Source organism: Streptomyces sp. NPDC048417 (assembly GCF_040651615.1).
GTDB lineage: Bacteria > Actinomycetota > Actinomycetes > Streptomycetales > Streptomycetaceae > Streptomyces.
In genome coordinates this window covers 431,893-458,109 of record NZ_JBEZKI010000001.1, presented here as the reverse complement: position 1 = coordinate 458,109, position 26,217 = coordinate 431,893, and the positions used below count along the sequence as shown (strand labels likewise).

Genomic DNA, 26,217 nt, shown 5'->3' with positions numbered 1-26,217 from the left:
TCACGACGCCGCCCTCCCTTCGTCGGCCGTGGCGTGCAGACAGACGCCGACGAGAACGCGGGCGGTCAGCCTGGTGACGGCGGCACGGCCCCGGGCACATTCGTGCTGCCCACAGACACAGAGCCAGTCCGCTACGGGGACGCCCTCGCACTGGATCTGAAGCCCCGGGGTGATGCCGGTGACGGTGACCGTCTGCGGGCCAGAACCAATAGCGATATGGACGCCCTTACGGGCGGCGACCTTCGGTTCGCCCACGGTCGGCCGTGGCGGGCCCTGTACGGCGCCCTGAGGGTCGTTCGCGGGGGTTCGGGACGCTTTGTTCATGCCGCGCGCTCCACAGCGGCCTCAAGGCCGTTGGCGACCGCGCGGCGGGCGTACGCCTCCGGGACGCCCACGGAGACGGCGGCGGCCGTGATCTCCTCGCCGATCTCTGCGAGTCCGCAGGGGCCCGGGCACGCGGTGTGCTGTGCGGCGAGGAACCGGGCGACGCCGAACGCCTGTGAGCCGGCGCCGGATTCGGTGCGGGCCCGCACGAGGGCGAGGCCGCGTTCCAGTCCGGTGCGGACGTAGCGTTCGGTGTGGCGGCACCCGGTGGCCACCGTCCGGTCCCACGGGGCGCGGGCGGGGAGAGAAGAGGCCACCCCGCGCCGGGCGGGGGTGGTGTCTTCCTTCACCAGCAGGGCGCGGACGGCCGCCGGAAGCACGGCCATCTGTCCGGCCCCGGGACCGAGCCAACGGGCGTACTGGGCAGCGGACTTGACGTCGACACCCGGCCGGACCGCGTTCGATGACGGCATGGCGCCCCGGTAGATCCAGTGTTCGCCTCGCGTCGTCGGCACGGTGCGGGTGGCGGGCAGCGTCTCGCGGGCCCATGCGACGGCCGCCGCGTTGTCCAGGTCGACCACGGTCAGCCCGGCCCCGCCGGGGTGGTAGGCGACCGCCACCGCCTCACGCCACACCGGCGCCCACACGGGCGAGGTGAGGACGTGCGGGTCGGTGGTCGCGGCGGCCCACGCGTGGCACGGCGCAGGGCATTGGCAAGGTCCGGCCGTCTTCATGTTGGGTCGGCCGCCGCACGCGCCGTCCTTGCAGGTTCGGCAGTTGCCGAACGGGACCTTGCCCGCCCGCAGGGGCAGGACCGGGACGCCGGCCGCCGCGAGGGCGAGGGCGACCCGCAGGGGTTCGGTCGTCGCGCTCATGCCGCCGCCCCCGACGTCGCCACGGTGGCGAGGTGAGCGCGGCCGATGAACTCGGAGTAGGCGGGCGGGATCGCCTCGGTCAGTTCCTCGCGGACGTCGGTCCACGTGATGCCCATGGCGGTCTGGAGTTCGGGCACGGTCGGCTTGCCGCCGCCGTTGCCGTACGCGGCGACGTACGGGCCGTCGTACCACTTGCCGTGACGGCAGCCACGGACCCGGCCCCGGTGCGGGACGTGTGCCGGTCGTGCGGTCGTCCAGCCGCCCAACTCGAAGTTGCGGTGACGGATGACCCCGAGCCCGAACATCTCGCCGCACAGGGTGAGGTCTTTGCGGATCGCGGCGCGGCCGTTGGGCTGCTCGATCACGTACGGGAGACCGGTCCTGTCCAAGAGGTCGCGGGTGGGGGCGACGAGATCCACGTGCGTGCCGCCCCACCCCTGCGAGGCGTTGGTGCCCACCGTGAGCGCGCATCCGTGCTGGCACGGCGGGGAGGCGTGGACGAACGCGTACCGGCGGATCTCGCCCGATGCGATCAGGTGGGCGAGGTAGGCGAGGGCATCGCCGCGGTGGTATGGGAATGGGTAGTTGGGGCGGTCGGCGATGTCGCAGCCGTCCACCGCGAACCCGGCCCGGTGGTAGCCCATGGCGGCACCACCGGCACACGAGAAGAGATCCAGCAGACGCGGCCGGGGCACTCGTCCCGTACGGGTGGCATGGGCTGAGGGGCCCTCGCCGAAAACGCGCAGTTGGGTCATGCTGTAGGTCTCCTGTTCTGCAACGTCGGGACTCGGAGACCGTGGGCGGTGGGCTGTCCTTGTCCGGGAGTGCCACCGCCCACGGGCGCATTCAGAGGTCGCGCTGCGGGGCGTTGGTAGTCAGGCGGCGGGCAACCGCGTCGAGCTTGGCGGTGAGGTCGGCGGCCGGCGTCGCGGTGAAGGAATGCAGAGCGACGGCCGCGGCGATGATGACGTCACACAGTTCGTCGGCGACGTCGGCCGTGGTGTGGCTGATGCCCTTGCGGGGGTTCTGGCCGGTCATCCCGATGTACGCGGCCGTGGCCTCGCCGGCCTCTTCCGCGACCTTCATCAGCCGCATGGCGGCCTCATGTTCGCGGGTGCCGTTGGCGATGTTCAGCGCGGCGGCGATGCGGGCCGCGACGGGGATCAGGGTGGCGCTCACGTCGGTGTCTCCTGTCAGCTGTAGAACTTGTTGCGCTTGATGACGGCCTTGCGGATGTTGACCGTGGTCCCGCCGCCTCGGTGGCCGCTCGCGCTGAACACCTGCACGGCGATCCAGCCGCCGAAGATGACGGCGGCGAGCACGATCAGTTGGGTGATGAGCGCGGTCAGGGCGGTGATGAACGCGGTCAGCAGGAACAGCCCGCCGCACACCGCGAGGAAACCCACGCCCCCGAGCGCGATGTTCACCGCCGTCCGGGAGACGGCCGGCTTGGCGGCGACCGGTCCGGGCTTGGCCGGCTCGATGGCGTAGCCGGTGATGACCCGGCCGTCGGGCAGGACCACGCTCGCCACGGTCGGGATGGTCCCCGGCTGCATCGGCATGAGCGGGGTGGTGTGCGCGGGGGTGAGCGGGGTGGGGGTGTGGACTTCCACGGCCGCCGTCTCGTGTCCGGACGGGCGGCCGTACGCGGTGGATTCGTTCACGGTGCGCTCCTTTCGGGGCTAGTGGCTGATGCCGGGCAGGGCGTCGGTGAGGGCGGTGACGAGTTGGTTGACGGTGCCGGCCGCCCCGGTGTGGGCGAGGTAGAAGCCGAACAGGGCGACGACGACCAGCGCTCCGCCGCCAACAGCCTTGAACCGCAGCAGCAGCACGACGACGACGGCGAGCAGCAGAACAAGGGGGATGGTGAGGGTCATGAGACCTCCCGGGGGTCAGCGGTGGGTGCAGGTGGGGTAGGCCGAGCCGCGGAAGCAGTGCGCGTAGTCGGCGCGGGTAACGCGGAAGCCGTGGTGGCGGCCGTCGTTCGTGGTGACGGTCAGCCGGTAGTGCCAGCCACCGGACTTGAAGTAGGCGGCGCTGCGGTCGCTCACGGTCCCGGCCGGGCCGGGGGCGTAGGTGGGACTGCACGCGGTCAGGGCCAGGACGGCGGCGAGGGTGGCCGTGGCAGCCGCGAGGGTCTTGCGCATGGCGGGCTCCTGTGGGCGGATGGTCAGCGGTGGCCGGCGCGGTAGGTGCGCGCGGCGCGGTTGTAGATCCAGCGGCCGACGCGTATGCGCTTGCCGGTGGCCTGGCAGCGGCGGCAGTCACGGCCGCGCTTGGTCTTGCCCTTGCGGTCGGTGGCGATCGCGTGGCCCATGCCGGCGCACTTGCGGCAGTCCCCGAACGGGCTCAGCCAGCACTTGACGCCATAACACAGAGTGACAGTCAGTAGGAAGGAGGTAGTGAGGGAGGCAAGGCTCATCAGGGGCCTCTCAGCGCGCTTTGGAGGGGTTTTCGCAGGTGGGGTGCTACGTGCTAGCTACCTGATCAGGGGTGGTTTGGGTTGCTAGCAGGGTTGCTACCGGTAGCGACGCCTGCCGCTACCGGTAGCAGGGTTCGGGACCTATCCCGCGTCCCTCTTGTTGTTGCGCTCCGTAATCGCGGTGGCTATGTCGTCGCGCTTGATGCCGCGCTTGTTGACCTGTTCGCCGTCGATGCGGCGGCTGATCTGCACGGTGTTGATGCCGAACGGCTTGAGTGCGGCGGTGAGCGCTTCGGCCTTGGGCTTGGGCTCCAGTTCGGCCCACGGGCCGTAGACCTCGGGGCGCAGGTCGGCGAGCCGGTCCACGATGGTCTCGGACCACACCTTGGCCTCGCCCTTGCCGAGCACGGTCGCGACGTCGTCCAGGATCGTCGCGGACGTCTCCGGGGCCGGGGCCTCGCCGGCCGCGTCACCGGACAGCGTGCCCTCCGCCTCGCGCAGCGCGGCGGCACGCGTCAGGATGCGTTCGGCGTCGCGGCCGTCGGCGAGGTAGGTGCGCACGATCCCGGAGTCATCCGACATGCCCTTGAGCAGACCGACGCCCTTGTGGGACTTGAGCAGCTTCGACGCGTCCAACCCCTCCGAGTACGAGCCGGCACCCAGGATGACGTCGGAGACCTGGTAGGCGCCGACCCGCAGCGCGAACCGGGCCTGATGCTGGTCACGCAGCTCGGAGGGGCACGCCTTGTCGTCCGGCTTCTGCGTCGACGTCATCACCGAGACACCCACCGCGGGGGCAACCCGGGCGAGGTAGACCAGCAGGGACAGGATTTCCTTGCCGTGCTCGGGGTGGGTCAGGTACTCCTGCACCTCGTCCACCACGAACAGCGTGAGCGGCATGTTCAGCTTCCTGTCCCGGCTGATCTCCGGGGTGAGCTTGCCCTCCGGGCAGACGTGCAGCGGCAGTTCGGAGAGCCGGTGGTAGCGGTCCTCGACGTCCGCCTTCAACTCCCGCAGTGACGCGAGCAGATGCTGAACCGGGTCGAACCCGTTCTTCGGCACGATCCCGAACCCGATACGGTGCGCGACCAGCGCGAACTTCCGCCAGTCCGGCGACGCCTTGCCGTCGAACACGTACAGGCGCACGTACGGGTCCAGCGCGGCGGCCAGCGCGATGGTGCGGGCAGAGAACGTCTTGCCCTGACGCGGCACGGCGCCGACCAGCAGCGACAGCCACAGCATCGTGGCCATGACCGGGTTGCCGCGCTCGTCCACGCCCCACGGGAACGGCTTCCAGAAGTCCACCCGGGTCGCCCCCAGCAGAGGGGACTTGCCCGACGGCACGGCGAGCGGGTCACGGTCGGCGATCCAGTACGACACCCGCCGCCCACTCGTCTCGTCCTTGTCCAGGAACAGTTGAGTCGGGGCGATGTCCATACCCGAGGCGAGCCGCGCGTGCGCCTTCACCGCGTCCTCGAACGTCTTGCCGTAGGGCAGGTCCACCACGACCCGCCATCCGTCGCCGTCCCGGCCGATCGGGCGGGGGAAGGCAACCGACTGGTCGCGGCTGGTCAGCCCGGCCACCTCGTGGGCGCGGATGACGATGTCCGAGGACAGCTTGCGCTTGCGGAACGTCACCTTGGCCATGTCGATCAGCGGCCGGTCGGCCGGCGCCCCCACCGCCCCGAGGGTGGTGGTCAGCGCGGCCACCGTCAGCGCGAGCAGCCACGACGGCGCCATGACGTACAGGGTCAGCGCGGCGGCCAGACCGATGAAACCGCCGATCGTCGCCACGATCCCCCGCAGGCGGACGCGGTCGTTGCGCTGCCGCGACAGCTTCAGGTAGTCCGCCGCGTTCTCTTCCGCCACGGCCGCGAGGCGCAGTGACTTGCCTTCCGCGTCGGACACCCACCGGCCGATCGCGGTGGACCACCGCCACGCGCCGCGCGGCGAGTACATGCAGATCTTCGGCGTGTAGACCAGGGGCAGCCGGATCGCGTGATAGCCGGCCACGGCGGAGTAGTGCCGGATGGCCCACTTGCGGACGGCGGTGCGCTGGTCAGGGAGCTTCACCCAGTCCGGCAGAACCGGCAGCCGGGCCTTGTCCTTGGCCTCCATCCATTCCGCGACGGAGGGCGGGTAGACCTCGCGCGGCGGGTCGACCGGCGCCCCGTCGGTCAGCCCGTCGGCCTCCGGGTCGTCGGTGTCGGGGAGTTCGGCCTCCCACTCCCCCGGCTTGGCCTCGCCCTCGCTCGGGGCGGCCGGGGCGGGGGTGGTGGTCGTCTTGGTCAGCGGGAACGGCAGTACAGCGGCCGTCTGCTCGTCGGGGCCCTCCGGGCTGCCGGGGGGCGTGAAGGCGGTGGTTTCCGTCACGATGTACGCACTCCTTCGGGAGTCGAAGGGTCCGGCCGGCTTGCTGTGGAAGGTCGGGCGGCCGGACCCGGAATTCAGGGCAGTTCAGGCAGCGCACTGTTCCTCGGGATAGGCGCAGGTCACACAGGTTCCGAGCGTGGGCGGGATGACGTATCCGGCGTCCCGGCGGCACTCGGGGCAGGTGCGGCGGGCCCGCATCATCGCGGCGTGGGCCCGCCACCGGCCCGGTGTCATCGGCCGGACCGGTTTGGCGAGGTCGACGCGGTACAGGTAGGCGACCAGCGGCGGGCGCCCCCGCCGCCGGGGGCGTTCGAGCTGGGCGGCGACGCCCTGACCGCCGGGGCGCAGGTCGCGGGCCCGCAGTTGACGACGGGTGGCGTAGCCGTCCGGGGCCAGGTGCCACCGGAAGACCGGCAGCGCACTCACGCCGCGCCGCGCCGTCCAGGACGACGACCGGCCACCGATCCCAGCAGCCGCCCGAGACGGGCCCGGCGGGGACCGGACCGGCCGGACCGCTTCGCCGCATACATGGCCTCATCGGCGCGGCGCAGCAGCGCGGACAGGTCCTCGCCCGGATGGTCACCGGCCCGTACCCACCCCAGGGACACCGTGGTGTGCACGGCGGGGGCGGTGTCGACCGGCCGGGCGAGAACGCGGGCGAGGGTGTGCAGCCGATCCGGCATCGTGCCGTCGCGGTCGATGACGACGGCGGCGAATTCGTCGCCACCGAGCCGTCCCACGACACCGCCGGGGGTGGTGCCGTGGGCGAGCCGCGCGGCGACCGTGGCGAGCAGGGCGTCACCGGCCGCGTGGCCGAAGCGGTCGTTGATCTGCTTGAAGTGGTCGACGTCCGCCAGCACGACCACGGCGCGCGGGTCGCGCAGCAAGCGCCGGGCCCGCCGGGTGAACGCGTCCCGCGTCCACAACCCGGTGAGCGGGTCACGGCGGGCCGTGGTCAACCGCGAGTGCAGCCACCGGGCGTGGACCGCCCACCCAACGGCGGGCACAGCCGGTAAGAGCGCGGCGAGGGTGCTCACGGCGTCACCACCTGGGTGGCGCGTTCGGCGAGCAGGGCGTCACGCAGCATGCGAGCGTTGGCGGGCGAGGTGCGCAGGGCCCGGCGGATGCCCTCCCCAGTGACCTGCGCGTCCGGGAGGCCGGCCGTCGCCTTGCGTGCTTCCGTCATGAGCTGGTCGGGGGTGCGGCGGGTGCGGGTCGATTTCGCGGCGACCGGGACACGGCCCGTCGCCCGACGCGGCGCGGTCGACGCGGTCGGGACCGATCGGGCGGGCGCCGGGGCGATCGGGACCGGCTTCGTTGCTGGGACGACGGCGGGCATCGGCTTCATGCCGCCGCCCGACTTGCCGAGGTCGACCGGCGCCGGGTCGGGGACCGAAAGCCGCGTCACCACGACCGCGGGCCTGCTCGATACAGGCAGGTCAGGGGTAGACCGTTCTCGACTACTTCCCGTCGATTCCTCCATATTTGCGACCACGGCGGGAATCGCGGCGGCGATGCCGAACATCGACGCGAGTGCGGCGTCCGCGCCGTCGGTGATCCGGTCGCGCTGCACGTCCAGCAGCCTCGATCCGAGCGCCACGTCCCCGACCCCGACCTTGCGGGCCAGACGCCACGACTTGCGCTCCGACCACCACTTGACCCGCTTGCTCGGGTGCTGGGCGGCGCGGGCGCGGTGGTAGGCGAGGGCTTGGACGATGTCGGCGGTGCGCTGTTCGTGTTCTGCGTCGCGGCCGTCGGTGTGGACGACGATCCGGCGGGCCAGGAACGCCATGCCCTCCGCCGACACCGACATGCCCAGCGGGGTCAGGGCGTAGATGACGGTCCGGCCGGGGTCGGGTGCGGCCATGGCGCCCATGACGGCGGCGGCGGCCGGCAGCGCCCACAGCCCGATCCGTACGACGCGCGGCGAGGACTGCCCCAGCAGGGTCAGCCCCAGCAGGACCAGGGCGAGCACGGCCGTGGCACCCTCACCGGCACCGAGGGCACCGAGGGCGGTACCAGTGCCGTAGGCGTGCCCGATGTTGCTGTACGTACCGAACCCGCCGACCACACCCGTGGCGAGCATCGGCACGAACGCGGCCGTCAAAACACCGATCTGAGTCTTCGTCAGCGGCTTGCCGATCTCGCTCATGCCGCACCCCCCGTCGTGGTCGTGACGACGGCCGGGGCGTCCGCGTAGGCGGTCAGCGTGACTTCGGCACCCCCGTGGGGGCCGGTCGCACGCAGGACGCGGGTACGGCCGTTGCCCTGGACGCGGAAAGTCACCTGGTCGGGGTCGATGCCGAGCGCTTCCCGCCACAACTCGAACACGTTGAAGGTGTCGCCCGTCAGGTCCACGTCGTGGAGCGAGAGCTCCAGCCGCTCCGGTTCGAGGGGCGTCAGGTGCACGAACGGCGCCGGCAGATGCGCGCACTCGGCAGCGATGAGCCGCAACACCCGTAGCGCGGGCGTCATCTCCCCAAGGGTGAGGGCGTACGTCATGCCGCTTCCCCCGTCCCCGGCCGGTAGCTGCGGGCGGCGCGCAGGAACGGCACCGTGCGGGTCAGCGCGTCGGCGTAGAGGGCGTCCCAACCGGCGATCTCGTCACCGGCCTCGCCCATCTCTCGCAGGTCCCGCAGAACCTCGCGGGCCACGTCCTCACGGGCCTCGCGGTCGTCGTCCGTCTCGAACTTCAGCGGGCCCCGGAACAGGTCGACGTCGATGCCGAGCGCCAGTTCCGCGAACTCAATGTCGCCGTGCGCTTCCTGGCCGGCGACGAACGTACGCATACGCATGGTGGATCTCTCCTTGAACGTCGGGAAGGGCGCGGGGCGGTCGGCTGTCCTGTCCGGGAGTGCGACCGCCCCGCGAAGAAACGGGGGTCAGACGGTGGCGACGATGAGCGCGGCAACCAGCAGCCACAGGTGGTGGAAGGACTGGTCAAGCGCGTAGGCACCGGTACCGATGTGCGGGTTGTCGTCCCGGCCGGCGCGCGGGGCACCGAGCCGGTAGAACTCGCCCTTGCCGAGCAGCGCGGCGAGCCGGGCGAGGGTGGTGCGCCGGTCGGCCCACCAGTGCGAGGCCGCGTCCACCGCGAGGCCGGCGACGACGGCGGGCACTGACAGGTGCAGCCCCAGCAGCGCGGCGGCCGGGATGAGCACGGCGAGCTTGGTGAGCGTCAGGGTGGCGACGTGCCGGGCGTCCGCGAGTCGGCCGACCCACCCGGGACGGCCCTTGGTCGCGGACTGGTGCGAGGTCTGCACCCAGTGATCACCCACGCTGTGAGCGACGTACAGGGCGATGAACACAGCGGCGAACGTGGCAGCCTGCATCGGTAGCTGACTCCTCTGCGTCGGGATGATCCGGCGCGGCGGGCTGTCCTGTCCGGGAGTGCCGCCGCGACCGGAGATATGGCCCAACACCGCACGTCGCGGCAGGCCAAGTGACCCCGGGCGGACGTCGAATCCGCGCCCTCACGGCTGGATACCGGGGCCGACGGTCATCACCCGGCCGCCACGGGGACGGGGCCAAGCCCCGCCGATCTCAAAGCACTCTGTTGAGTTCTCAAGGAACAGGCGCTGCCTTCGTACTCACCCCCTCGGGCTTTCCTCCGGACGCTGTTTACGCAGGTCAAGCCGCTGTTGCAACGCTCTGCCCCTGCCGGGACCGAGCCGCTTCATCAGCTCTGCCTCAGAGTGCACTGTGAGGCAGAGTGCGTCAAGTCCTCTTGCGGAACAACCAGCGTGGGGCCCTGGTTCTACCTCTGCGGCTTAGGCACTATGAGGCAGAGAACGACAAGAGACAGAGACAAGAGACAGAGACAGAGATGATCGAGTGGACGGGCAGGTCTGCCTACAAGCAGGTTGCCGATGACCTGCGGCAACGCATCGCGGCCGGCGAGTTTTCCGCGACCGGCCAACTTCCCTCGCTGGGACAGCTTCAGCAGACGTATGACGTCACAGTGACCGTGGCTCGCGCTGCCATCAATCAACTCAAGGCAGAGGGACTTGCCGTGAGTCACCAGGGCAAGGGAGCCTTTCTCACTCCCGATGCCGACCGTGCCGCGCAACTCGCAGACCCGAGCGCGGCCGTAACCGAACTGCGCGAAGAGGTCGACAAGCTGCGCGACGAGGTTGGGGAGCTTCGCCGGCGCCTCGCGACCCTTGAAGGGAACTGATCCCCCGCAAGCCAGAGGGCGGGAAGCCGTGCCCGGGACCATGTGAACCTCCTCGTTCGGTGTAGGCACAAGTTCAGCGCCGATGAGCGGGAACGGGTATCACGTCCCGCTACCTGAGAAAATCCCGGCGGTTTTATACATCCGCTTACACATGCACTATCACGAATTTCCATGGGCCTAGTCGAGTCGCTACACTCGCGGCTCGACTAGCTATCTAGGAGGGGCAGATGGCTCGGAAGCACCCGGATTGGAACCCGGATCTCCTGCGAAAGCACCGCGAGGAGATCGGGCTCACCCTGGAAGACACGGGGGAGAAGCTTCGCGAAATCGCGGAGCGTCACGGCTTCAATATTGCCGCAAACTTCCAGACAATCTGGGGTCACGAGAAGGGAACGGTATATCCCGGTCCGCATTACCGCCGGGCTTATTGCCGTCTCTATCACTGCAATGAGGCTCAACTCGGCTTCCGTCGCGCTCTGCCCGGAGAGGATGCCCCCGTGGAATCCGTACCGGCACCCATTTCCACCGACCGAAAGCTCCCCGATCAATCAGACGCAGTACGCCGCGCACTCAGCAGCATTCGCGGCGGCGATGACGCGGACAGCGAAAATCTGCACAACCGCGTAGTCGACGCATGGCGGCGGCATACATCAGGGGGAAGCATTGACGGCCCTACAGTAATCCTTGTCGGCGGATTTGCCGGGTCGGGGAAATCGGAGTTCGCCAAGTTCCTCGGAGGACTCACCGGCTGGCCCATTCTCGACAAAGACTCTCTCACCCGCCCACTCGTGGACCAACTATTGGTCGCCATGGGTGGCGAAGCGCACGACCGCAGCTCAGATCTGTACCGGGAAAAGGTACGACCGCTTGAGTACAGGTGCCTCATGGAAGCAGCATGGGACAATCTGAATTGCGGCATTTCCGTAATTCTCGACGCTCCATTTATTGCCGAGTTCTCCCAGCAGGAATGGATGCAGCGCTTCCATAATCGCTGCCGATCAAAGCGCGTTTCCGTCGCGACGATATGGGTTGAATGCGACCCCGAGTCAATGCGCGAGTACATTGAATTTCGTGGGGCTGCGCGCGATGCTTGGAAGATGGAAGCGTGGGAAGATTACGTCTCCGGGCTGAACCTGAAGATGCGGCCACAGGGTCCGCACTTCGTGGTCGACAACCGGCTTGGTGCGGCCGTAGCCCTGGTTGACGAAGCGCGCGATGTCTTGAGCGGAGGCTGACTGTGAGCCCGTCTGGAGTCATCCTCTACGGCCCTCCGGGCGCCGGAAAGGACACGATCTCAGCCGAACTGTCGCGGCAGCGGGCGGATTTCACGCTCTTCCAGAGACTCAAGGCCGGCCCCGGCCGCACGGCCGGGTACCGACTCAGCACGGCACAGCAGATAGAGACACTGGCTCAGGCAGGAGAGATTCTGTATCGCAACAGCCGTTACGACGCCGAATACGCCGTCGACAGCGGCGAGGTTGCGGCTCTCATCAGCACTGGCCGTATCCCTGTTCTCCACATGGGGCAAGTTGCCGGAGCACGCGCTGTCGCCGCTTTCCCCATCCACTGGGTGCGAGTGCTGCTGTGGTGCCCTGAAGACGTCACTCGGCAGCGCTGCCGTGGACGCGGGGACAAGGACTTGGACGCACGCTTGAAGGTGTGGCATGAGACCCGGCAGGATCTCTTGGACCATGCAGCGGAGCCGTGGTCACTCGTGATCCGAACCGATCAGGTGAGTGTGGCTCAGGCAGCACAAGCAATTGATGCCGCCTGCATGACCGACGCTCCCGCCGAAGAGCGCGATATCTGTGAGCTGGTCGGATGACTGTCGTCGGGATCCTGCATCCGGGCAGCATGGGCGCGGCTGTAGCAGGGGAGGCCAGACTCAGGGGAGCGGAAGTGCTCTGGTGCCCCACCGGCCGCAGTTCTGCTACCAGAGAGCGAGCCGAACGACACGGGCTGGCCGCAGTGAGCAGCCTCGGAGAGCTGGCGGATCGAGCCCACATCATCCTCAGCATCTGCCCGCCGGCCTACGCGGAAGATGTCGCGGTCGCCGTCTCGGCTCATCCGTTCGCTGGGATCTACGTGGACGCGAATGCGATCTCGCCGGACAGCATGGCGCGGATCCACGGCATCGTGAGCCGGACCGGGGTCACTGTGGTCGACGGCTCCATCATCGGTTCGCCTCCATCCCCCTCAAAGTCGGCCCGCCTGTATCTGTCTGGCCCAGAGGATTCACTACCAGCCGTCGCCGCACTCTTCGCCGACTCAGCGGTACAGGCTCATCTCCTGCCCGGTGGCATCGGTCGTTCTTCCGCCCTGAAGCTGTCCTACAGCAGTTACCAGAAGGCGAGCCGAGTTCTGGCCGCTGTCTCCTACGCCCTTGCGCGTGACTACGGGGTGGAAGACGCCCTGATCGACGTCGCACAGGGGCGAACCACCAGCTACCTGTCTGAGACGGCGTACATCCCGAAGGTGGCTGCGCGGTCGTGGCGCTGGGCACCGGAGATGCGGGAAGTAGCGCACGCCCTTCGGGGGGCCGGCCTGCCTCCCGAGTTGGCTGAGGCGTCAGCCATGGTCATGAGCCGGTGGGACAGTCTGAAGGATTCGCCTCGGGAGCTCCCTGAGGTTCTAGACCACCTACACGACTTCCCGGACGGTGATCCCAGCTAAGCCGCCGCCAACATCGCTCCGATGGCCTCCGTGACGTCCCGAGCCACGACGTCGGACTGATGGGGGCCATCTCCCCATTCACGGCCAGCCGTCACCCATGCTGTCCGCAGGCCAGCCATGCGGCCCCCTGCGATGTCCGTGTCTGGGTTGTCGCCGACCATCCACCCGCCAGCGGCCAAATCTGAGCCGCACAGCAATGCGGCAGTCTCGAAGTGCTCGTAAGCCGGCTTGCGCACGCCGATTTCCTCAGAGACGCAGATACCGTCGAAGAACGACGTCAGTCCGGCTGCAGCCAGCTTGGCCCGTTGAACGTCCCCCGCGCCGTTCGTGGCGATACCGATAGTCCAACCGGCCGCGCGCAGCTCTCGTAACCACTCGCGCACCTGCGGGGCACAGCGCACCGACCGAGCCACGCCAGTGACGTACTCGTGCCAGAGAGCGTCAGGAGCGTCAACCAGCCCGAGCGTCTCCCTTAGCTCTACGAAGTCCGAGGGGCAGGCCCGCTCCCGGAGCCGGTCGCAGATGACGAAGACCGTCTCACTCGGCAAGCGCCGTGACCGCACGAAGCCACGAGCCCAGTCCTCAAGGCCGCCGCGCCGATCAATCAGGGTGTCGTCCAGGTCGAAAAGTGCCAGCACATAGCGAAGCTACGTGATGGGCCGACAGCCGGTCCCTGGCCCGTTGCGGGCCGCCACAGGGCTTCCTCAAAAGCGGGCCACTCGTTACCGTCGACAGAAGAGGGCATCAGCCGCGGCGATCGTGAAGCGCCTTGAGCGTAGCCACATACGCGTACATGCCAATGCCGAATGGCCCCAATGTGTGATGTGGACCACAGGTGTCGCTCGACCGAAAGTACCGGGCTTGGCCACCTATCCGAACGGGGAGTATTGGCCCCCCCACGGACAACGCTGCACTTCGGCGAGCCGTACGGCTTGACCTGCAATGTACTACGGGCAGTGACGGGCAGTGCAACCGTGACCCGTTGGTGTTTTTGTGGTCGAAGTCACTCGGCTTGATTCTCGCGACTCGCTTACCTGTCAATAGTGCCGAGGCCCACAGGAGGGCCTTCTCGGCAGCCAGTCGCAGCCCTAAAACGGCTGCGACCCCCTGGTACGAACAGGGGGTCGCCGGGTCTTCAGCCGATCTCCAAAGGGAGTCGTTACCCGTGCCCCATCGTAGTGATGCGCCTAGAAAGCGCCAGACCGACGAGACGCAGCTCACGCCTCAGCACCGGGGGATCCACATAGTAAGGACCACCCGAACCGGAGGCTGTCTTGTGTAACGGCCTCACTCCTGCGCAGGTCTCTTCTCGGCTCGCGGAGCTGGACCGAGTCCAGCACAGGTTGGAAGTCGCCAGCTTCATAGTGTGCGGAGCCGTTTGCGTGGCCGCCGCAAGCTGTTACGTCGGAGTCGTTCTTGCCGCGCGGGCCGGGAATGGCCCGGCAACGACGGCTTGGGTTGCCTTTGCAGTGCTCTCTTCGGGTATCACCGGCGCGCTCTTCAGGGCAACCCGTGGCGCCCAGAAACGACGCATAGGCCGCAAGGAACCGCCGGACGGGCCGGAGGCTCCTTCTATCGGCCAGCCCCCTGTGGTGTCCCCCTAGCCGACGAATTAGCAGGTGAGCGCGGCCTCAGGGCGGGGCGCACTCGTCTCAGTTTCCGTCTCATTCATCCCAGTACGGCGCCGTTCAGAGTCGTTCAACCCGCCCAGCGGATCACACCGTTTGCACTGGAATGAACGGCTCTGAACAAGCCCGGTTCGCGCCCTGACCAGCCCGAACAGACCTCGAAAGCGAGTGTGGCGCAAGTCACCGAGGGTTCAAATCCCTCCGCTACCGCTGGAAAAGGGCCCCGTCGAAAGACGGGGCCCTTTCTGCGTCCGCCGTCGGACACATCCGCCGGACACATACCGTCGGACCCATCTCCACCCCGCGCACTTCTCCGTCGCGCGCCCCCCGCCGCGCCCCTGGACCCGGCAACGGGCCTCGACCAGCGGGCCGTTGGTCCCCGAGGGGGGCGCGAAGGTTACACTCGCCGCCGGCAGCAGGGTCCACAGGCTAAGCAGACACGCCGGCAGAGGCAGGCACAGGGGAGGCCGCGGTGGCGGTGAATGCCAAGAAGATCGCCACGTACGTGCTCGTGGTCTTCGCGCTCTACGTGATCATCACAGACCCGGCCAAAGCGGCCGATTACGTCCAGATAGGATTTGAGGGCATTTCGGACGCCGCCAAGGCCATCGGATCGTTTATGACCTGGCTCGTCAACGGAGCCAAATAGCGCACCACCCACGGGAGCAACCATGATCCGCCACCTGGTCCTCTTCAAGCTCAACGAGGGTGTCGAGCGGGACGATCCGCGGGCCCTCGCGGGCGCCGCGGCCTTCTCCGCGCTCGGCGCCCAGATCGAGGAGCTGCGCTTCTGGGAGTGCGGCTGGAACATCACCGAGCGCCCCATCGCCCACGACTTCGCGATCAACTCGGCCGTCGAGGACGGGGACGCGCTGAAGCGGTACCTGGAGCACCCGGCCCACCAGATGGCCGCAGCGCAGTGGCGGGAGTTCGCCACGTGGGTGATCGCCGACTACGAGTTCTGAGCCGTACCGCACCCTCTGGACAGCCGTACGGCGCCTTCTGGGGACAGGCCCTCCGCCGGGAACAGCGGGGGGCCTTTCTGCGTCTTATGCCCCAACTTGCCGACTTTCACCCTCAACACGGCGATATGCGGTGCTTGCGCACAGTGCACATGTCTTGTGATGCTATGACCGCTTTTGACGGATGATTGACCGATGAAGAGGTGGCGTTGACCGTGTCGGCCAGTTCTGCGCCGCCCCAGGAAGAGGCGCCCGCCCCCGCTCCCCCCACTGCCCAGCCCCCCACCCAAGGCCCCGCCCAAGGACCCGTCCAGCCCCCCGCCCAAGCGCCCGCCCCGCCCCCGGAGAAGCGACGGGGCGCCGACACCCGGGCGCTGACCCAGGTGCTCTTCGGTCAGCTCAAGGATCTCAAGCCGGGCACTTCGGAGCACAACCGGGTGCGCGCGGCGCTCATCGAGGCGAACCTCCCGCTCGTGCGCTACGCGGCCGCCCGCTTCCGCTCCCGCAACGAGCCGATGGAGGACGTCGTCCAGGTCGGCACCATCGGGCTGATCAACGCCATCGACCGCTTCGACCCGGACCGGGGCGTGCAGTTCCCGACGTTCGCGATGCCGACCGTCGTAGGAGAGATCAAGCGCTACTTCCGGGACAACGTGCGCACCGTGCACGTCCCGCGCCGGCTGCACGAGCTGTGGGTCCAGGTCAACAGCGCGACCGAGGACCTGACCACCGCCTTCGGGCGCTCCCCCTCCACCGCCGAGATCGCCGAACGGCTGCGGATCAGCGAGGAGGAGGTGCTGTCCTGCATCGAGGCCGGCCGGTCGTACCACGCGACCTCCCTGGAGGCCGCCCAGGAGGGCGACGGGCTGCCGGGCCTGCTGGACCGCATCGGCTACGAGGACCCGGCCCTGGACGGTGTGGAGCACCGCGACCTGGTCCGCCACCTGCTGGTCCAACTCCCCGAGCGCGAGCAGCGGATCCTCCTGCTGCGCTACTACAGCAACCTCACCCAGTCGCAGATCAGCGCGGAGCTGGGCGTCTCCCAGATGCACGTATCCCGCCTGCTGGCCCGCAGCTTCCAGCGACTGCGCTCGGCGAACCGCATCGAGGCCTGAGCCCCGCCGCAGAAGACCCCGCCGCGAGTCCCGCCTCGGGCCCGACCGCGAAGCCACCGCCGAGGCCCCGCCGCGAAGCCACCGCCGAGGCCCCGCCGCGAACCCGCCGCCGAGGGCCCGCACGCGCCACCCGAGGCCCTCCGCACGCGCCCGCGCATGCGCCGTCGCATGCGCCCGTCGCAGGACCCGTTACCGGTCCGAGACACGCCCCGGCCTGCTTCGTGCGGCGATAACCGCAAGCAGGATCGAGCCATCACCGTCGCGAGCGAATCGCTCACCAGCGCACTTCCCGACAGTTGGGGGTCGAAATAGCGTCAGACCCCCTGCATCCAGGGCGGATTCGCATTTCCCATGTCGACATGTCACTACAGCGTGTTGCCGACATGTGACATTCTGCGGGAAGCGCGTTTGCCGAGGCTTCGGCTCCGGTATTCAGGTGAAGGCGCCGTTCCTCGTGAGGGGCGTCGCCGCGACCGTCCCGCGACCCAAAGGGGGTGGCATGTCCGCAGACCAGGGCAGCTCGAAGGTGCTTACGCTCACGAAGAGCGAGGCAGCGCCCAAGGAGCTCGACGCCATCGACGTGCTCGACAGCATCGACGGCGCCCCGGCGCTGGAGACCCCTCCGACCCCGGAACCCCCGGTGGCCTCGGGAAACCTCGACACCCGCACCCTGTCCCGCTCCCTGTTCCTGCGCCTTGCCGCGCTCGATGAGGACAGCCCCGAGCGTGCCTACGTACGGGACACCCTGATCGAACTGAACCTCCCTCTCGTGCGCTACGCGGCGGCCCGCTTCCGCAGCCGCAACGAGCCGATGGAGGACATCGTCCAGGTCGGCACCATCGGCCTGATCAAGGCGATCGACCGCTTCGACTGCGAACGGGGCGTGGAGTTCCCGACGTTCGCGATGCCGACGGTCGTGGGCGAGATCAAGCGGTTCTTCCGCGACACCTCCTGGTCGGTCCGCGTCCCGCGCCGCCTCCAGGAGCTGCGCCTGGCCCTCACCAAGGCCAGCGACGAACTCTCCCAGAAGCTGGACCGCTCCCCGACGGTCACCGAACTGGCCGCCGTCCTGGGCGTCTCCGAGGAGGACGTGGTCGACGGCCTGGCCGTCGGCAACGCGTACACCGCCTCCTCCCTCGACTCCCCGGCCCCCGAGGACGACGGCGGCGAGGGCTCGCTGGCCGACCGCCTCGGCTACGAGGACACGGCCCTGGAGGGCGTCGAGTACCGCGAGTCGCTGAAGCCGCTGCTGGCCAAGCTCCCGCCCCGGGAGCGCCGGATCATCATGCTCCGCTTCTTCGCGAACATGACCCAGTCCCAGATCGGCGACGAGGTCGGCATCTCCCAGATGCATGTCTCCCGCCTGCTGACCCGCACCCTCGCCCAGCTCCGCGAGGGCCTGATCTCGGACTGAACCCGCGCCGACGGGTTCCTTACTGACGGAGTGTCAGCCACACTGGCGCGATGCTTCTCCGTAGGACACCGAGTGGCCGCCGAGGCGCCGTCACGGCAGCGTCGGCGGCCGCCGTCTGCCTGGCCTCGGCACTCACGGCGTGCGGCGGTGGTGGCAGCAGCGGCTATACGGCGGTGGGCGCGGCGGGCACCGCACCGGGAGCGCCGGGGACGTCGTCGAGACCGACGGGATCAGTGACGCTGGTCCCGCTGGACGGTTCCCCGGCGGGGGCGACCCGCGGCTCACCCGCGGCCCAGGACGGCCGGCCCGCGGCAGCGGCCGGGTCGGCGACCTCGGCCCCGACGCCGTCATCCGCTTCCTCCCGCCACGACGGCACCCGGCCCCGGCGGTCCGATCCGCCGGCGCCGAACTCACCGCAGCCGACCGCCACTTCGCCCACCGCCACCGCCCCCAGCGGCACTTCACCCGCGGCCCTCACCTGGAGCACCCCCACCCGCGAGCCCACGGACAAGCGGTGGTGCGAGAAGGTGACGGTCGAGTTCCGCAACTCGGGCGGCACGGCGGTCCGTTCCGGCACGGTCACCCTCGGCACGCACATCATCGACCTGCTGGGCATCGACTGGGCGACGATCAGCTCGACGGAGTCCCTGCCGGCCCCGGTCGCGCCCCACTCCCGTAGGAGCGGGACCTGGACGGTGTGCGTGGACGACTGGCGCGTCCCCCTGGGCATGCATGTCGAGACCCGGGTCGCGGCGGTCGACTGGAGTTGAGTCGGCGCGTCCGTACGGGCACGACGAAAGCCCGGGGCGGTGGACCCCGGGTGCTTCGTCGCGCCGCCGCCCTGACCCTCGTATCGCCCGAGGGGCCGAGCGGGCGGCGAGTGTCTACTTGAGTGCCAGCCAGGCCACCGCCGCGACCACGACCACCACGGCGACGACGCCGAGGATCAGGCCGATGCGGGGGCCGCCGGAGGCGGAGGGGGATGCCGTCTGCTGGGAGGTCTGCGGGGCCTCGTCGACGAACGCACGGAACATCTGGGTGCTGCCGGCGGGATCGTAGTTGCCCTGGGGGCCCTGGGTGTTAGCCATGCCCCGAGACACTAGCGAATCCGGTGGTCCGGCCCAAGTGGGGGGCCGTCCGGAGGTACAACCCGTCCCACCTGGGTGTTTACGTTCGCAATACTTGCCTTTGCCAAGTTTTTATCCCCGCACCCGCCTACATATTTGCCTGTGGCAACCAAGCAGTTCTATGGTTGCCCCAAGCAACGAATACGGGAGGTGTGATGGCGGAGCAGGCGCAGTTCGAGGAGCTGGCGCGTCAGCTCAGCGCCGTCGGAGCTGTGAAGCGGGACCTCGCGCGGATCCTGCCGCACGAATGCCCGGCCGGTTCCGCGGCCGTGCTGACGCTGCTCGGCCGCTACGGATCCATGCGCATGAGCAAGCTCGCCGAGCTGCTCGCCGTGGACATGTCCGTGACCAGCCGGCACGTGGCGCATGTCGCCGAGCGCGGCTGGATCGAGCGGTCCCCCGACCCGGCGGACAAGCGTTCCCGCATCCTGCACCTCACCCCCGCGGGCGAGGCGACGCTACGGGACCTGTCCCGGCGCAGCACCGAGCTGCTCACCGAGCGGCTGGGCGACTGGAGCGACGAGGAGGTCGACCAGCTGATCCAGCTGATGACCCGGCTCCGGGACAGCTTCAGCGACTGCCGGACCGGCCCTCCGCGGCTGACCGCGACGGGCCCGGCCGCGCCGGTCCCGGGGACCTTGAAGGCCGCCGCCGCGGCCACGGTCGCCTCCGCCGCCCGCGCCCCCACCATCGCCCCCGTACTCGAACCGACCACCCGTACACCCGCGTAAGACGTAAGAAAAGGAAGCCCATGGCAACGACCACACCAGCCGGTGTGCGGGCCCATGCAAAGCACGGGGGAGGCTCCGTCGAGCAGGCTGCCCCGATGACGCACCGGCAGATCATGGAAGCGATATCCGGGCTGCTGCTCGGTATGTTCGTGGCGATCCTGTCGTCCACGATCGTCACCAACGCTCTGCCGCACATCATCAGCGACCTGGGCGGCGGCCAGTCCGCCTACACCTGGGTCGTCAGCGCGTCGCTGCTGGCCATGACCGCCACCACCCCGCTGTGGGGCAAGCTCTCCGACCTGTACAGCAAGAAGGGGCTCGTCCAGCTCGCCCTGGTCATCTACGTCCTGGGTTCCGCGGCCGCCGGTCTGTCGCAGAACTCCGGCATGCTGATCGCCTGCCGTGTCGTCCAGGGCGTCGGCGTCGGCGGTCTGTCGGCGCTCGCCCAGATCGTCCTGGCCGCGATGATCTCGCCGCGTGAGCGCGGCCGTTACTCCGGCTACCTGGGCGCCACCTTCGCCGTCGCGACCGTCGGCGGCCCGCTGCTCGGCGGTGTCATCACCGACACCTCGTGGCTGGGCTGGCGCTGGTGCTTCTACGTCGGTGTCCCCTTCGCCGTCGTCGCGCTGATCGTGCTGCAGAAGACCCTGCACCTGCCCGTGGTGAAGCGGGAGGTCAAGGTCGACTGGTCCGGCGCGTTCTTCGTCGCCGCCGCCGTCTCGCTGCTGCTGCTCTGGGTCACCTTCGCCGGTGACAAGTACGACTGGGTCTCCTGGCAGACCTACGCCATGGTCGGCGGTTCGATCGTGCTCGGCCTGATCTTCGTGCTCATCGAGTCGAAGGCCAAGGAGCCGATCATCCCGCTGCGGCTGTTCCGCAACCGCACCATCACCCTGGCCTCGCTGGCCTCCCTGTTCGTCGGTGTCGCGATGTTCACCGGCACGGTCTTCTTCAGCCAGTACTTCCAGCTGGCCCGCGACAAGTCGCCGACGATGTCCGGGGTCATGACGATCCCGATGATCGGCGGGCTGTTCATCTCCTCCACCGTCTCGGGGCAGTTCATCACCCGCACCGGACGCTGGAAGGCGTGGCTGGTCAGCGGTGGCGTGCTGGTGACGGCCGGTCTCGGCCTGCTCGGGACCATCCGGTACGACACGGACTACTGGAAGATGGCCATCTTCATGGCCCTGCTGGGTCTCGGCATCGGCATGATGATGCAGAACCTGGTGCTGTGCACGCAGAACCAGGTGGAGCCCTCCGACCTCGGCTCGGCCAGCTCCACGGTCACCTTCTTCCGCTCCCTCGGTGGTGCGGTCGGCGTCTCCGCGCTGGGCGCGGTGATGGCCCACCGGATCACGCACTACGTGACCGAGGGCGCCGCCGCCCTCCCGCACAAGTACCAGGCCGCCCTGGCCGGTTCCAGCTCGTCCAGCGACAGCCTCCCGGACCTGAGCAAGCTGCCGGTCCCGCTGCGCACCCTCATGGAGAGCGCCTACGGCCACGGCATCGCCGACGTCTTCCTGATCGCCGGTGGCCTCGCGGCCCTCGCGTTCCTGATCAGCCTGTTCATCAAGGAGGTCCCGTTGAGGACCAAGGGCGCACTCGCCCAGGCCGCCGCCGACGAGCAGGGCATCGAGGCCGCTCCGGCCGCTGCCGCCGCCGTCCCGGCTCCCGCCGAGGAGACGGTCCCCAGCTGGGCCGCCCCGGTCGTGAGCGGCACCACGGACGCCGCCGCGGAAGCCACCCGGCAGTTCGCCGCCGTGGCGACCATCGCCGCCCCCGAGCAGTCGGCGGGCTCCGGTGGCACCCCGGTGCACGGCTTCGTGCGCGGCGCCGAGAGCGCCCCGGTCGCCCAGGCCGCGGTCACCCTCATCTCCCTGTCCGGCCGCCAGCTGGGCCGCTCGGTCGCGGGCTACGACGGCTCCTACCGCCTGGACGCGCCCGGCGCGGGCTCGTACGTGCTGATCGCCTCCGCCGACGGCCACCAGCCGCAGGCCGCCACCGTCATGGTGGGCGAGGACCCGCTGCCGTACGACATCCTGCTCAGCGGCACCAGCGGGCTGAGCGGTGTGGTGCGGGGCGCGGGCAGCGCGCTGCCGGTCAAGGACGCGATGGTGATCGTCACCGACGTGCGCGGCGACCTGCTGGCCACCGCGGCCACCGGTGAAGCGGGCCAGTTCGTCTTCGGCGACCTGGTGCCGGGCGTGGTGACGGTCGCGGTGAACGCGGCCGGGTACCGCCCCCGCGCCCTGCCGGTCCAGATCGGTACCACCGGGGTCACCCGGATCGAGGTCGACCTGGACGCCGGCGCCCAGCTCCAGGGTGTCGTACGGGCCCCGCACGGGCCGCTGGCCGACGCCCGCGTCACCCTCGTGGACGCGGCCGGCAACGTGGTCGGCACGTCCACCACCGGCCTGGACGGCGCGTACGCCTTCGCCGACCTGAACGGCGGTGACTACACCGTGATCGCGACGGGCTACCCGCCGGTCGCCACGGCCCTGAACGTCACCGGCGCCGGTGTCGACGGGCACGACATCGAACTCTCCCACCCCGGCGAGTAGTTCACCCCGGCCCGGGGCAGCGATGGTTCATCGGCTGCCCCGGGCCGTCGCAATCTGTGCAATTTATAAGGCTTTTCACGCCTCTAGATCGGTATTCAGGGAGAATTCGGGATGGGACTCACCGCCAGGATCCGTACCCGGGACGGATGGGCCGTGTCGCACGCGGTCGTCACGGTGACCGACATGACCGGCACGCAGGTGCTGCGTGTCGAGGCGGACGACGAGGGCACGGTACGGGACCCGAACCCGCTCGCGCCCGGTGCGTACACCGTCATCGTCACCGCCGTGGGCTACGCGCCCGCCGCCTCCAGCGCGATCGTCACCGCCAGCGGCCGCGCCGAGGTCGGCAAGATCACGCTCGCCCGGCAGGGCGGCACCGAGCTGCCGCCGCCCGGCCCGTGGACCGCCGACCCGGCGCACTCCACGGTCGCCGCGGTCGCCCAGCACCTGGGCATCTCCAGCGTCCGCGGCCGCTTCACGGACTTCACGGCGGCCATCGAGATCGCCCCCGACGACGTCACCAAGTCCCGCGTCCAGGCCGTCATCCGGGCCGCCTCCATCGACACCGGCAACGGCATGCGCGACACGCATCTGCGCTCGGCCGACTTCCTGGACGTCGAGCAGTACCCCGAGCTGACGTACACCTCGACAGGTCTGACGGTGGCCGGCTCCGACCGCTGGACGGTCCACGGCGAGCTGTCCATGCGCGGTGTCGTACGCCCCGTCGACCTCCACCTCGCCTACCTCGGCACCGGCGCCGACCCCTGGGGCGGCACACGGGCCGCGTTCCGCGCGACGGCCGAGCTGCACCGCGAGGACTTCGCGATGAACTACAACCAGGTCGTCCAGGCGGGCATCGCCGCCATCGGCACGACCCTCAAGGTCGAGCTGGAGATCCAGGCGGTCCAGGGCGAATCCCTGCCGCAGGCGTAGGACCGGCAGGGACAGGCAGAGACGGGCGGCGCGGGTCCCCGCGGCCTAGGCTGACGGCATGGCACCGAACATCGCGACGAACACCACCGTCTCCCTCGACGAACTGCTGGACTTCGTACGACCCCGCCACCGCGCGATCCTGCTCACGCGCCGCGCCGACGGCAGCCCCCAGGGGTCGCCGCTGACCTGCGGGGTCGACGACTCCGGACGGATCGTGGCCTCCACGTACCCCGAGCGGGCCAAGACCCGCAACGCCAGGCGGGACGAGCGGGTGAGCGTGATCGTCCTGAGCGACGACTGGAACGGCCCGTGGGTCCAGGTCGACGGCCGCGCGGAGGTGATCGACCCGCCGGAGTCGGTGGAGCCGCTGGTGGAGTACTACCGGAACATCGCCGGGGAGCATCCGGACTGGGACGAGTACCGGGCGGCGATGCTGAAGCAGGGCAAGTCGATCATCCGGGTGACGCCGGAGAAGTGGGGGCCGGTGGCCACCGGCGGGTTCCCGGCGCGGCTGGCTTCGCCGGAGGCCTGAGGGGTGGGGGCGTTGTGAGTGCGCGACCGCGGGCTGTGTGTGGTTGATCGCGTCCACGCGGCGGAGCCGCATACCGGACACAGTCCCGCGCCCCTCAGGTGGGTCGAGTCACCTTCGCTTCGATGCCCGCGATCAGCAGGTCCAGCGCGAACGTGAAGTCCCTGTCCAGCATTTCCGCGACCGTGTCGCCGCCCCTGGCCGCCATGAGGTCCCTCGACTCCTCGATGATCTCCGCGGTGCCGGGAGCCTCGGTCACCGCGGTCATCGCGGTGCTGAAGTACTCGTCCGGGGTCATGCCGGCCGCTGCCACCCGCTCGGCGAAATGGCCCTCGATCGTGCCGTAGCCGTACACGAACTGGAAGACGGCCGAGATCGCGCCGGTCACCCCGTGCGCGGGCAGGCCGGCGCGGCGGACGACCTGCTGGACCACCCGGGAGAAGGCCAGCGAGTGGGGGCCGACGTTGAGGTACCGGCCGGCCAGCGGGGAGAGCCAGGGATGGCGGACCAGCAGCGCGCGGTACTCCGTGGCCAGCGCCCGCAGTTGCTCCCGCCAGTCGCCGTCGGCCGCCTCCGGCAGACGCAGTTCGCCGAAGGCCGCGTCGAGGGCGAGTTCCAGCAGGTCGTCCTTGGTGTCGACGTACCAGTACACGGACATGGCGGTCACGTTGAGCTCGGCCGCCAGCCGCCGCATGGAGAACTTGTCCAGCCCGTCGGAGTCCAGGAGCCGGACGCTGACCGAGGTGATGCGCTCACGGTCGAGCCCGGACGGCTGACCGCTACGGCCGCCCTTGCGGGCCTTTCCCTCCAGCCACACACTGGCCCGCGCCATCACGGCCTCCTCCTCGACGATCACTTCCCACGATGCTACGGCTGCGGCGCCCCTTCAGGAGCGCGGGACCGTGTCCGATTTGTGACTCCGCCGCGTGGGCGCGACCAGCCACCCACAACGCGCACCCGCAAACCGACTCATACCCCCTCCCCCTCAGGCGACATTCCTCTCCGCCCTACGGAGAAGTCCCGCCGCCACGAACCCCCCGACCACCACGGCCACCGCCCCCACCAACTGCCCGGCCCCCAGTCCCGCCGACAGTGACTTCCCCGACGCCACCGAAGAGCTGAGAACCGCTCCCAGCACGGCCACCCCCAACCCGTTCCCGAACTCCGCCAGCGTGCCGTTGATCCCGGCCCCCACCCCGGCCTTCTCCGGAGGAATCGCGCTCATGATGGCGTGCGCCATGGCCGGGTTGGCGATCGCGCACCCCGCTCCGATCAGCAGCAGACCGAGCAGCGTGCCGCCGTACCCGCTCGAGTCCAGTACGGCGATGGACACCAGCCCGAGCGACATCAGCAGCATCCCCAGGGCTATCGCCACCGGCGTACCCAGCTTCGTCGCCCACCTGGCGGACAGGCCCGTGAAGTTGAGGGCGACGACCGTGAGCGCGAGCGGTGCCGTACGCAGGCCGGCCTCCAACGGGCCGTAGCCGAGGACGAGTTGCAGGTGCTGGGTGAGCAGGAAGAGCGCGCCGCCCATGCCGAAGGTGATGAGCACCGCGCCGGCGACGGCGCCCGTGAAACGGCGGTCCCGGAAGAAGTGGGGGTCGAGCATGGGGTACGGGATCCGGTTCTCCCAGTACGCGAACAGGGACAGGACCACCACCGCCACGGTCGCCGGGCCCAGCACCCGTGCCGACGTCCAGCCGTGCTCCGGGCCGGAGATGATCGCGAAGACCAGGGCGGCCATGCCGATCGTGGAGAGCAGCGCGCCGAGCAGGTCGGGGCGGTCGCCCTGCCGGTTCTTGGACTCGGGGACCAAAGCGACGACCGCGGCCAGGGCCAGCGCCGCCACCGGGAGGTTGATCAGGAAGATCGCGCCCCACCAGAAGTGGTTGAGCATGAACCCGCCGATCAGCGGCCCGGCGGCGAAGCCCAGCGCGTTGACGGCGCTCCAGATGCCGATGGCCTTCGGGTGCTCGTCGGGGGTGAAGATCTGCATCGCCACGGCGAGGGTGGTGGTGAGCAGGAGCGCGCCGCCCACGCCCATGCCGGCCCGTGCGGCGATCAGCTGGGCCGTGGAGCCGGCCAGGCCCGCGGCCAGCGAGCCCGCGCCGAACAGGACGAGTCCCGTGATCAGCATCTTCTTGCGGCCGTAGCGGTCGGCCGCGCTGCCGGCGGTGAGCAGCAGGCCGGACTGGACGAGCGAGTACGCGTTGATCATCCACTGGATGTCCGCGGTGGCCGCGTGCAGCTCCCGGGTGAGGGAGGGGATCGCCACGTTCAGAACGGTGTTGTCGAGCAGCACGGTCAGCTGCGCGAGGCAGATCACACCGAGGATCAGCCAGCGCTGGGGGTGGCCCTGAGAAGTCATGTTGT

At 69.6% G+C, this 26,217-nt stretch carries 33 protein-coding genes; 13 read left to right on the top strand and 20 right to left on the bottom strand.

What is annotated here, in order from left to right:
• The 15 genes from AB0D59_RS02275 to AB0D59_RS02205 all read right to left on the bottom strand — a co-directional run bounded on the left by AB0D59_RS02275 (position 1) and on the right by AB0D59_RS02205 (position 9,326).
• Positions 1-324, bottom strand: a complete 324-nt coding sequence (locus AB0D59_RS02275; RefSeq protein WP_362559666.1) for a hypothetical protein — start codon at positions 322-324, stop codon at positions 1-3.
• Positions 321-1,199, bottom strand: a complete 879-nt coding sequence (locus AB0D59_RS02270; RefSeq protein WP_362559665.1) for a bifunctional DNA primase/polymerase — start codon at positions 1,197-1,199, stop codon at positions 321-323. Before AB0D59_RS02270 ends, AB0D59_RS02275 begins: the two co-directional genes overlap by 4 nt.
• Positions 1,196-1,843 carry a DNA methylase gene (locus AB0D59_RS02265; RefSeq protein ID WP_362559852.1) on the bottom strand — a complete coding sequence of 216 codons (648 nt, stop codon included), beginning with the start codon at positions 1,841-1,843 and terminating at the stop codon, positions 1,196-1,198. The genes AB0D59_RS02270 and AB0D59_RS02265 overlap by 4 nt, the downstream gene beginning before the upstream one ends.
• Before the next feature lie 202 nt (positions 1,844-2,045).
• Positions 2,046-2,378 (bottom strand): hypothetical protein, encoded by a 333-nt coding sequence (locus AB0D59_RS02260; protein WP_362559663.1) that lies wholly within the window; start codon positions 2,376-2,378, stop codon positions 2,046-2,048.
• A gap of 14 nt (positions 2,379-2,392) precedes the next feature.
• Positions 2,393-2,863 carry a hypothetical protein gene (locus AB0D59_RS02255; RefSeq protein ID WP_362559660.1) on the bottom strand — a complete coding sequence of 157 codons (471 nt, stop codon included), beginning with the start codon at positions 2,861-2,863 and terminating at the stop codon, positions 2,393-2,395.
• A gap of 18 nt (positions 2,864-2,881) precedes the next feature.
• Complete coding sequence (locus AB0D59_RS02250) at positions 2,882-3,076, bottom strand: hypothetical protein (protein WP_362559658.1); 195 nt, start codon at positions 3,074-3,076, stop codon at positions 2,882-2,884.
• Positions 3,077-3,091: 15 nt separating this feature from the next.
• On the bottom strand, positions 3,092-3,346 hold the full coding sequence (locus AB0D59_RS02245) for a hypothetical protein (RefSeq protein ID WP_362559657.1): 255 nt from the start codon (positions 3,344-3,346) through the stop codon (positions 3,092-3,094).
• Between the two features lie 23 nt (positions 3,347-3,369).
• A complete protein-coding gene (locus AB0D59_RS02240; RefSeq protein WP_362559655.1) occupies positions 3,370-3,621 on the bottom strand; it encodes a hypothetical protein in 252 nt (83 codons plus the stop codon).
• Between the two features lie 141 nt (positions 3,622-3,762).
• The gene (locus tag AB0D59_RS02235; protein ID WP_362559653.1) at positions 3,763-5,994 is read right to left on the bottom strand and encodes a cell division protein FtsK; all 2,232 of its coding nucleotides are present in this window, start codon (positions 5,992-5,994) and stop codon (positions 3,763-3,765) included.
• 84 nt (positions 5,995-6,078) lie between these two features.
• Positions 6,079-6,420 carry an RRQRL motif-containing zinc-binding protein gene (locus tag AB0D59_RS02230; protein ID WP_362559651.1) on the bottom strand — a complete coding sequence of 114 codons (342 nt, stop codon included), beginning with the start codon at positions 6,418-6,420 and terminating at the stop codon, positions 6,079-6,081.
• Positions 6,417-7,031 (bottom strand): GGDEF domain-containing protein, encoded by a 615-nt coding sequence (locus AB0D59_RS02225; RefSeq protein WP_362559650.1) that lies wholly within the window; start codon positions 7,029-7,031, stop codon positions 6,417-6,419. Before AB0D59_RS02225 ends, AB0D59_RS02230 begins: the two co-directional genes overlap by 4 nt.
• Entirely contained in the window at positions 7,028-8,146 is a 1,119-nt protein-coding gene (locus tag AB0D59_RS02220; protein ID WP_362559648.1) for a conjugal transfer protein, read from the bottom strand. The genes AB0D59_RS02225 and AB0D59_RS02220 overlap by 4 nt, the downstream gene beginning before the upstream one ends.
• Positions 8,143-8,496 (bottom strand): hypothetical protein, encoded by a 354-nt coding sequence (locus AB0D59_RS02215; protein WP_362559646.1) that lies wholly within the window; start codon positions 8,494-8,496, stop codon positions 8,143-8,145. Before AB0D59_RS02215 ends, AB0D59_RS02220 begins: the two co-directional genes overlap by 4 nt.
• Complete coding sequence (locus AB0D59_RS02210; protein WP_362559849.1) at positions 8,493-8,783, bottom strand: hypothetical protein; 291 nt, start codon at positions 8,781-8,783, stop codon at positions 8,493-8,495. The genes AB0D59_RS02215 and AB0D59_RS02210 overlap by 4 nt, the downstream gene beginning before the upstream one ends.
• A 93-nt stretch (positions 8,784-8,876) precedes the next feature.
• Positions 8,877-9,326 (bottom strand): transcriptional regulator, encoded by a 450-nt coding sequence (locus tag AB0D59_RS02205; RefSeq protein WP_362559645.1) that lies wholly within the window; start codon positions 9,324-9,326, stop codon positions 8,877-8,879.
• Between the two features lie 494 nt (positions 9,327-9,820).
• On the opposite strand from AB0D59_RS02205, the gene AB0D59_RS02200 reads away from it, so the two are divergent.
• The 4 genes from AB0D59_RS02200 to AB0D59_RS02185 all read left to right on the top strand — a co-directional run bounded on the left by AB0D59_RS02200 (position 9,821) and on the right by AB0D59_RS02185 (position 12,844).
• Positions 9,821-10,171: a winged helix-turn-helix domain-containing protein gene (locus AB0D59_RS02200; protein WP_362559643.1), complete on the top strand. Its 351-nt coding sequence runs from the start codon at positions 9,821-9,823 to the stop codon at positions 10,169-10,171.
• A 227-nt stretch (positions 10,172-10,398) separates the two neighbouring features.
• Complete coding sequence (locus AB0D59_RS02195) at positions 10,399-11,406, top strand: AAA family ATPase (RefSeq protein ID WP_362559641.1); 1,008 nt, start codon at positions 10,399-10,401, stop codon at positions 11,404-11,406.
• A gap of 2 nt (positions 11,407-11,408) precedes the next feature.
• Entirely contained in the window at positions 11,409-11,996 is a 588-nt protein-coding gene (locus AB0D59_RS02190) for a guanylate kinase (RefSeq protein WP_362559639.1), read from the top strand.
• Positions 11,993-12,844, top strand: coding sequence for a DUF1932 domain-containing protein (locus AB0D59_RS02185; RefSeq protein ID WP_362559637.1), 852 nt, complete (start codon positions 11,993-11,995; stop codon positions 12,842-12,844). The genes AB0D59_RS02190 and AB0D59_RS02185 overlap by 4 nt, the downstream gene beginning before the upstream one ends.
• On the opposite strand, the gene AB0D59_RS02180 is transcribed toward AB0D59_RS02185, so the two are convergent.
• A complete protein-coding gene (locus AB0D59_RS02180; protein WP_362559635.1) occupies positions 12,841-13,482 on the bottom strand; it encodes an HAD-IA family hydrolase in 642 nt (213 codons plus the stop codon). The genes AB0D59_RS02185 and AB0D59_RS02180 overlap by 4 nt on opposite strands.
• A gap of 1,462 nt (positions 13,483-14,944) precedes the next feature.
• Here AB0D59_RS02180 and AB0D59_RS02175 point away from each other — a divergent pair.
• From AB0D59_RS02175 to AB0D59_RS02160, 4 genes are all read left to right on the top strand, one after another.
• The gene (locus AB0D59_RS02175) at positions 14,945-15,121 is read left to right on the top strand and encodes a hypothetical protein (protein WP_351695642.1); all 177 of its coding nucleotides are present in this window, start codon (positions 14,945-14,947) and stop codon (positions 15,119-15,121) included.
• A gap of 22 nt (positions 15,122-15,143) precedes the next feature.
• Positions 15,144-15,437: a Dabb family protein gene (locus AB0D59_RS02170; protein WP_362559632.1), complete on the top strand. Its 294-nt coding sequence runs from the start codon at positions 15,144-15,146 to the stop codon at positions 15,435-15,437.
• A 206-nt stretch (positions 15,438-15,643) separates the two neighbouring features.
• Positions 15,644-16,549 (top strand): RNA polymerase sigma factor SigF, encoded by a 906-nt coding sequence (locus AB0D59_RS02165; protein ID WP_362559847.1) that lies wholly within the window; start codon positions 15,644-15,646, stop codon positions 16,547-16,549.
• A gap of 499 nt (positions 16,550-17,048) precedes the next feature.
• Positions 17,049-17,963: an RNA polymerase sigma factor SigF gene (locus AB0D59_RS02160; protein ID WP_362559630.1), complete on the top strand. Its 915-nt coding sequence runs from the start codon at positions 17,049-17,051 to the stop codon at positions 17,961-17,963.
• 163 nt (positions 17,964-18,126) lie between these two features.
• Here the strand turns inward: AB0D59_RS02160 and AB0D59_RS02155 are convergent, their stop codons facing one another.
• Positions 18,127-18,441, bottom strand: coding sequence for a hypothetical protein (locus AB0D59_RS02155; RefSeq protein ID WP_362559627.1), 315 nt, complete (start codon positions 18,439-18,441; stop codon positions 18,127-18,129).
• A gap of 49 nt (positions 18,442-18,490) precedes the next feature.
• On the opposite strand from AB0D59_RS02155, the gene AB0D59_RS02150 reads away from it, so the two are divergent.
• Entirely contained in the window at positions 18,491-18,733 is a 243-nt protein-coding gene (locus tag AB0D59_RS02150) for a hypothetical protein (RefSeq protein ID WP_362559625.1), read from the top strand.
• A gap of 114 nt (positions 18,734-18,847) precedes the next feature.
• Here the strand turns inward: AB0D59_RS02150 and AB0D59_RS02145 are convergent, their stop codons facing one another.
• Positions 18,848-19,051 carry a hypothetical protein gene (locus AB0D59_RS02145; protein ID WP_351695652.1) on the bottom strand — a complete coding sequence of 68 codons (204 nt, stop codon included), beginning with the start codon at positions 19,049-19,051 and terminating at the stop codon, positions 18,848-18,850.
• Positions 19,052-19,245: 194 nt separating this feature from the next.
• On the opposite strand from AB0D59_RS02145, the gene AB0D59_RS02140 reads away from it, so the two are divergent.
• The 4 genes from AB0D59_RS02140 (at position 19,246) to AB0D59_RS02125 (ending at position 23,847) form a co-directional block, all read left to right on the top strand.
• Complete coding sequence (locus AB0D59_RS02140) at positions 19,246-19,821, top strand: MarR family transcriptional regulator (RefSeq protein ID WP_362559622.1); 576 nt, start codon at positions 19,246-19,248, stop codon at positions 19,819-19,821.
• Positions 19,822-19,841: 20 nt separating this feature from the next.
• Entirely contained in the window at positions 19,842-22,382 is a 2,541-nt protein-coding gene (locus AB0D59_RS02135; protein ID WP_362559620.1) for an MFS transporter, read from the top strand.
• A 111-nt stretch (positions 22,383-22,493) separates the two neighbouring features.
• Entirely contained in the window at positions 22,494-23,315 is an 822-nt protein-coding gene (locus AB0D59_RS02130) for a YceI family protein (protein WP_362559617.1), read from the top strand.
• 58 nt (positions 23,316-23,373) lie between these two features.
• Entirely contained in the window at positions 23,374-23,847 is a 474-nt protein-coding gene (locus tag AB0D59_RS02125; protein WP_362559616.1) for a PPOX class F420-dependent oxidoreductase, read from the top strand.
• 94 nt (positions 23,848-23,941) lie between these two features.
• Here AB0D59_RS02125 and AB0D59_RS02120 read toward each other — a convergent pair whose 3' ends face one another.
• Both AB0D59_RS02120 and AB0D59_RS02115 read right to left on the bottom strand, forming a co-directional pair.
• Entirely contained in the window at positions 23,942-24,676 is a 735-nt protein-coding gene (locus AB0D59_RS02120; protein WP_362559844.1) for a TetR/AcrR family transcriptional regulator, read from the bottom strand.
• A gap of 153 nt (positions 24,677-24,829) precedes the next feature.
• On the bottom strand, positions 24,830-26,212 hold the full coding sequence (locus tag AB0D59_RS02115; protein WP_362559614.1) for an MFS transporter: 1,383 nt from the start codon (positions 26,210-26,212) through the stop codon (positions 24,830-24,832).
• Positions 26,213-26,217: the final 5 nt, after the last annotated feature.

Coding starts and splice junctions, on each gene's coding strand:
- AB0D59_RS02275 (WP_362559666.1), bottom strand. CDS start 324: ATGAACAAAGCGTCCCGAACCCCCGCGAACGACCCTCAGGGCGCCGTA.
- AB0D59_RS02270 (WP_362559665.1), bottom strand. CDS start 1,199: ATGAGCGCGACGACCGAACCCCTGCGGGTCGCCCTCGCCCTCGCGGCG.
- AB0D59_RS02265 (WP_362559852.1), bottom strand. CDS start 1,843: ATGGGCTACCACCGGGCCGGGTTCGCGGTGGACGGCTGCGACATCGCC.
- AB0D59_RS02250 (WP_362559658.1), bottom strand. CDS start 3,076: ATGACCCTCACCATCCCCCTTGTTCTGCTGCTCGCCGTCGTCGTCGTG.
- AB0D59_RS02245 (WP_362559657.1), bottom strand. CDS start 3,346: ATGCGCAAGACCCTCGCGGCTGCCACGGCCACCCTCGCCGCCGTCCTG.
- AB0D59_RS02240 (WP_362559655.1), bottom strand. CDS start 3,621: ATGAGCCTTGCCTCCCTCACTACCTCCTTCCTACTGACTGTCACTCTG.
- AB0D59_RS02220 (WP_362559648.1), bottom strand. CDS start 8,146: ATGAGCGAGATCGGCAAGCCGCTGACGAAGACTCAGATCGGTGTTTTG.
- AB0D59_RS02215 (WP_362559646.1), bottom strand. CDS start 8,496: ATGACGTACGCCCTCACCCTTGGGGAGATGACGCCCGCGCTACGGGTG.
- AB0D59_RS02210 (WP_362559849.1), bottom strand. CDS start 8,783: ATGCGTACGTTCGTCGCCGGCCAGGAAGCGCACGGCGACATTGAGTTC.
- AB0D59_RS02205 (WP_362559645.1), bottom strand. CDS start 9,326: ATGCAGGCTGCCACGTTCGCCGCTGTGTTCATCGCCCTGTACGTCGCT.
- AB0D59_RS02200 (WP_362559643.1), top strand. CDS start 9,821: ATGATCGAGTGGACGGGCAGGTCTGCCTACAAGCAGGTTGCCGATGAC.
- AB0D59_RS02195 (WP_362559641.1), top strand. CDS start 10,399: ATGGCTCGGAAGCACCCGGATTGGAACCCGGATCTCCTGCGAAAGCAC.
- AB0D59_RS02185 (WP_362559637.1), top strand. CDS start 11,993: ATGACTGTCGTCGGGATCCTGCATCCGGGCAGCATGGGCGCGGCTGTA.
- AB0D59_RS02170 (WP_362559632.1), top strand. CDS start 15,144: ATGATCCGCCACCTGGTCCTCTTCAAGCTCAACGAGGGTGTCGAGCGG.
- AB0D59_RS02160 (WP_362559630.1), top strand. CDS start 17,049: ATGTCCGCAGACCAGGGCAGCTCGAAGGTGCTTACGCTCACGAAGAGC.
- AB0D59_RS02145 (WP_351695652.1), bottom strand. CDS start 19,051: ATGGCTAACACCCAGGGCCCCCAGGGCAACTACGATCCCGCCGGCAGC.
- AB0D59_RS02140 (WP_362559622.1), top strand. CDS start 19,246: ATGGCGGAGCAGGCGCAGTTCGAGGAGCTGGCGCGTCAGCTCAGCGCC.
- AB0D59_RS02135 (WP_362559620.1), top strand. CDS start 19,842: ATGGCAACGACCACACCAGCCGGTGTGCGGGCCCATGCAAAGCACGGG.
- AB0D59_RS02130 (WP_362559617.1), top strand. CDS start 22,494: ATGGGACTCACCGCCAGGATCCGTACCCGGGACGGATGGGCCGTGTCG.
- AB0D59_RS02125 (WP_362559616.1), top strand. CDS start 23,374: ATGGCACCGAACATCGCGACGAACACCACCGTCTCCCTCGACGAACTG.
- AB0D59_RS02120 (WP_362559844.1), bottom strand. CDS start 24,676: ATGGCGCGGGCCAGTGTGTGGCTGGAGGGAAAGGCCCGCAAGGGCGGC.
- AB0D59_RS02115 (WP_362559614.1), bottom strand. CDS start 26,212: ATGACTTCTCAGGGCCACCCCCAGCGCTGGCTGATCCTCGGTGTGATC.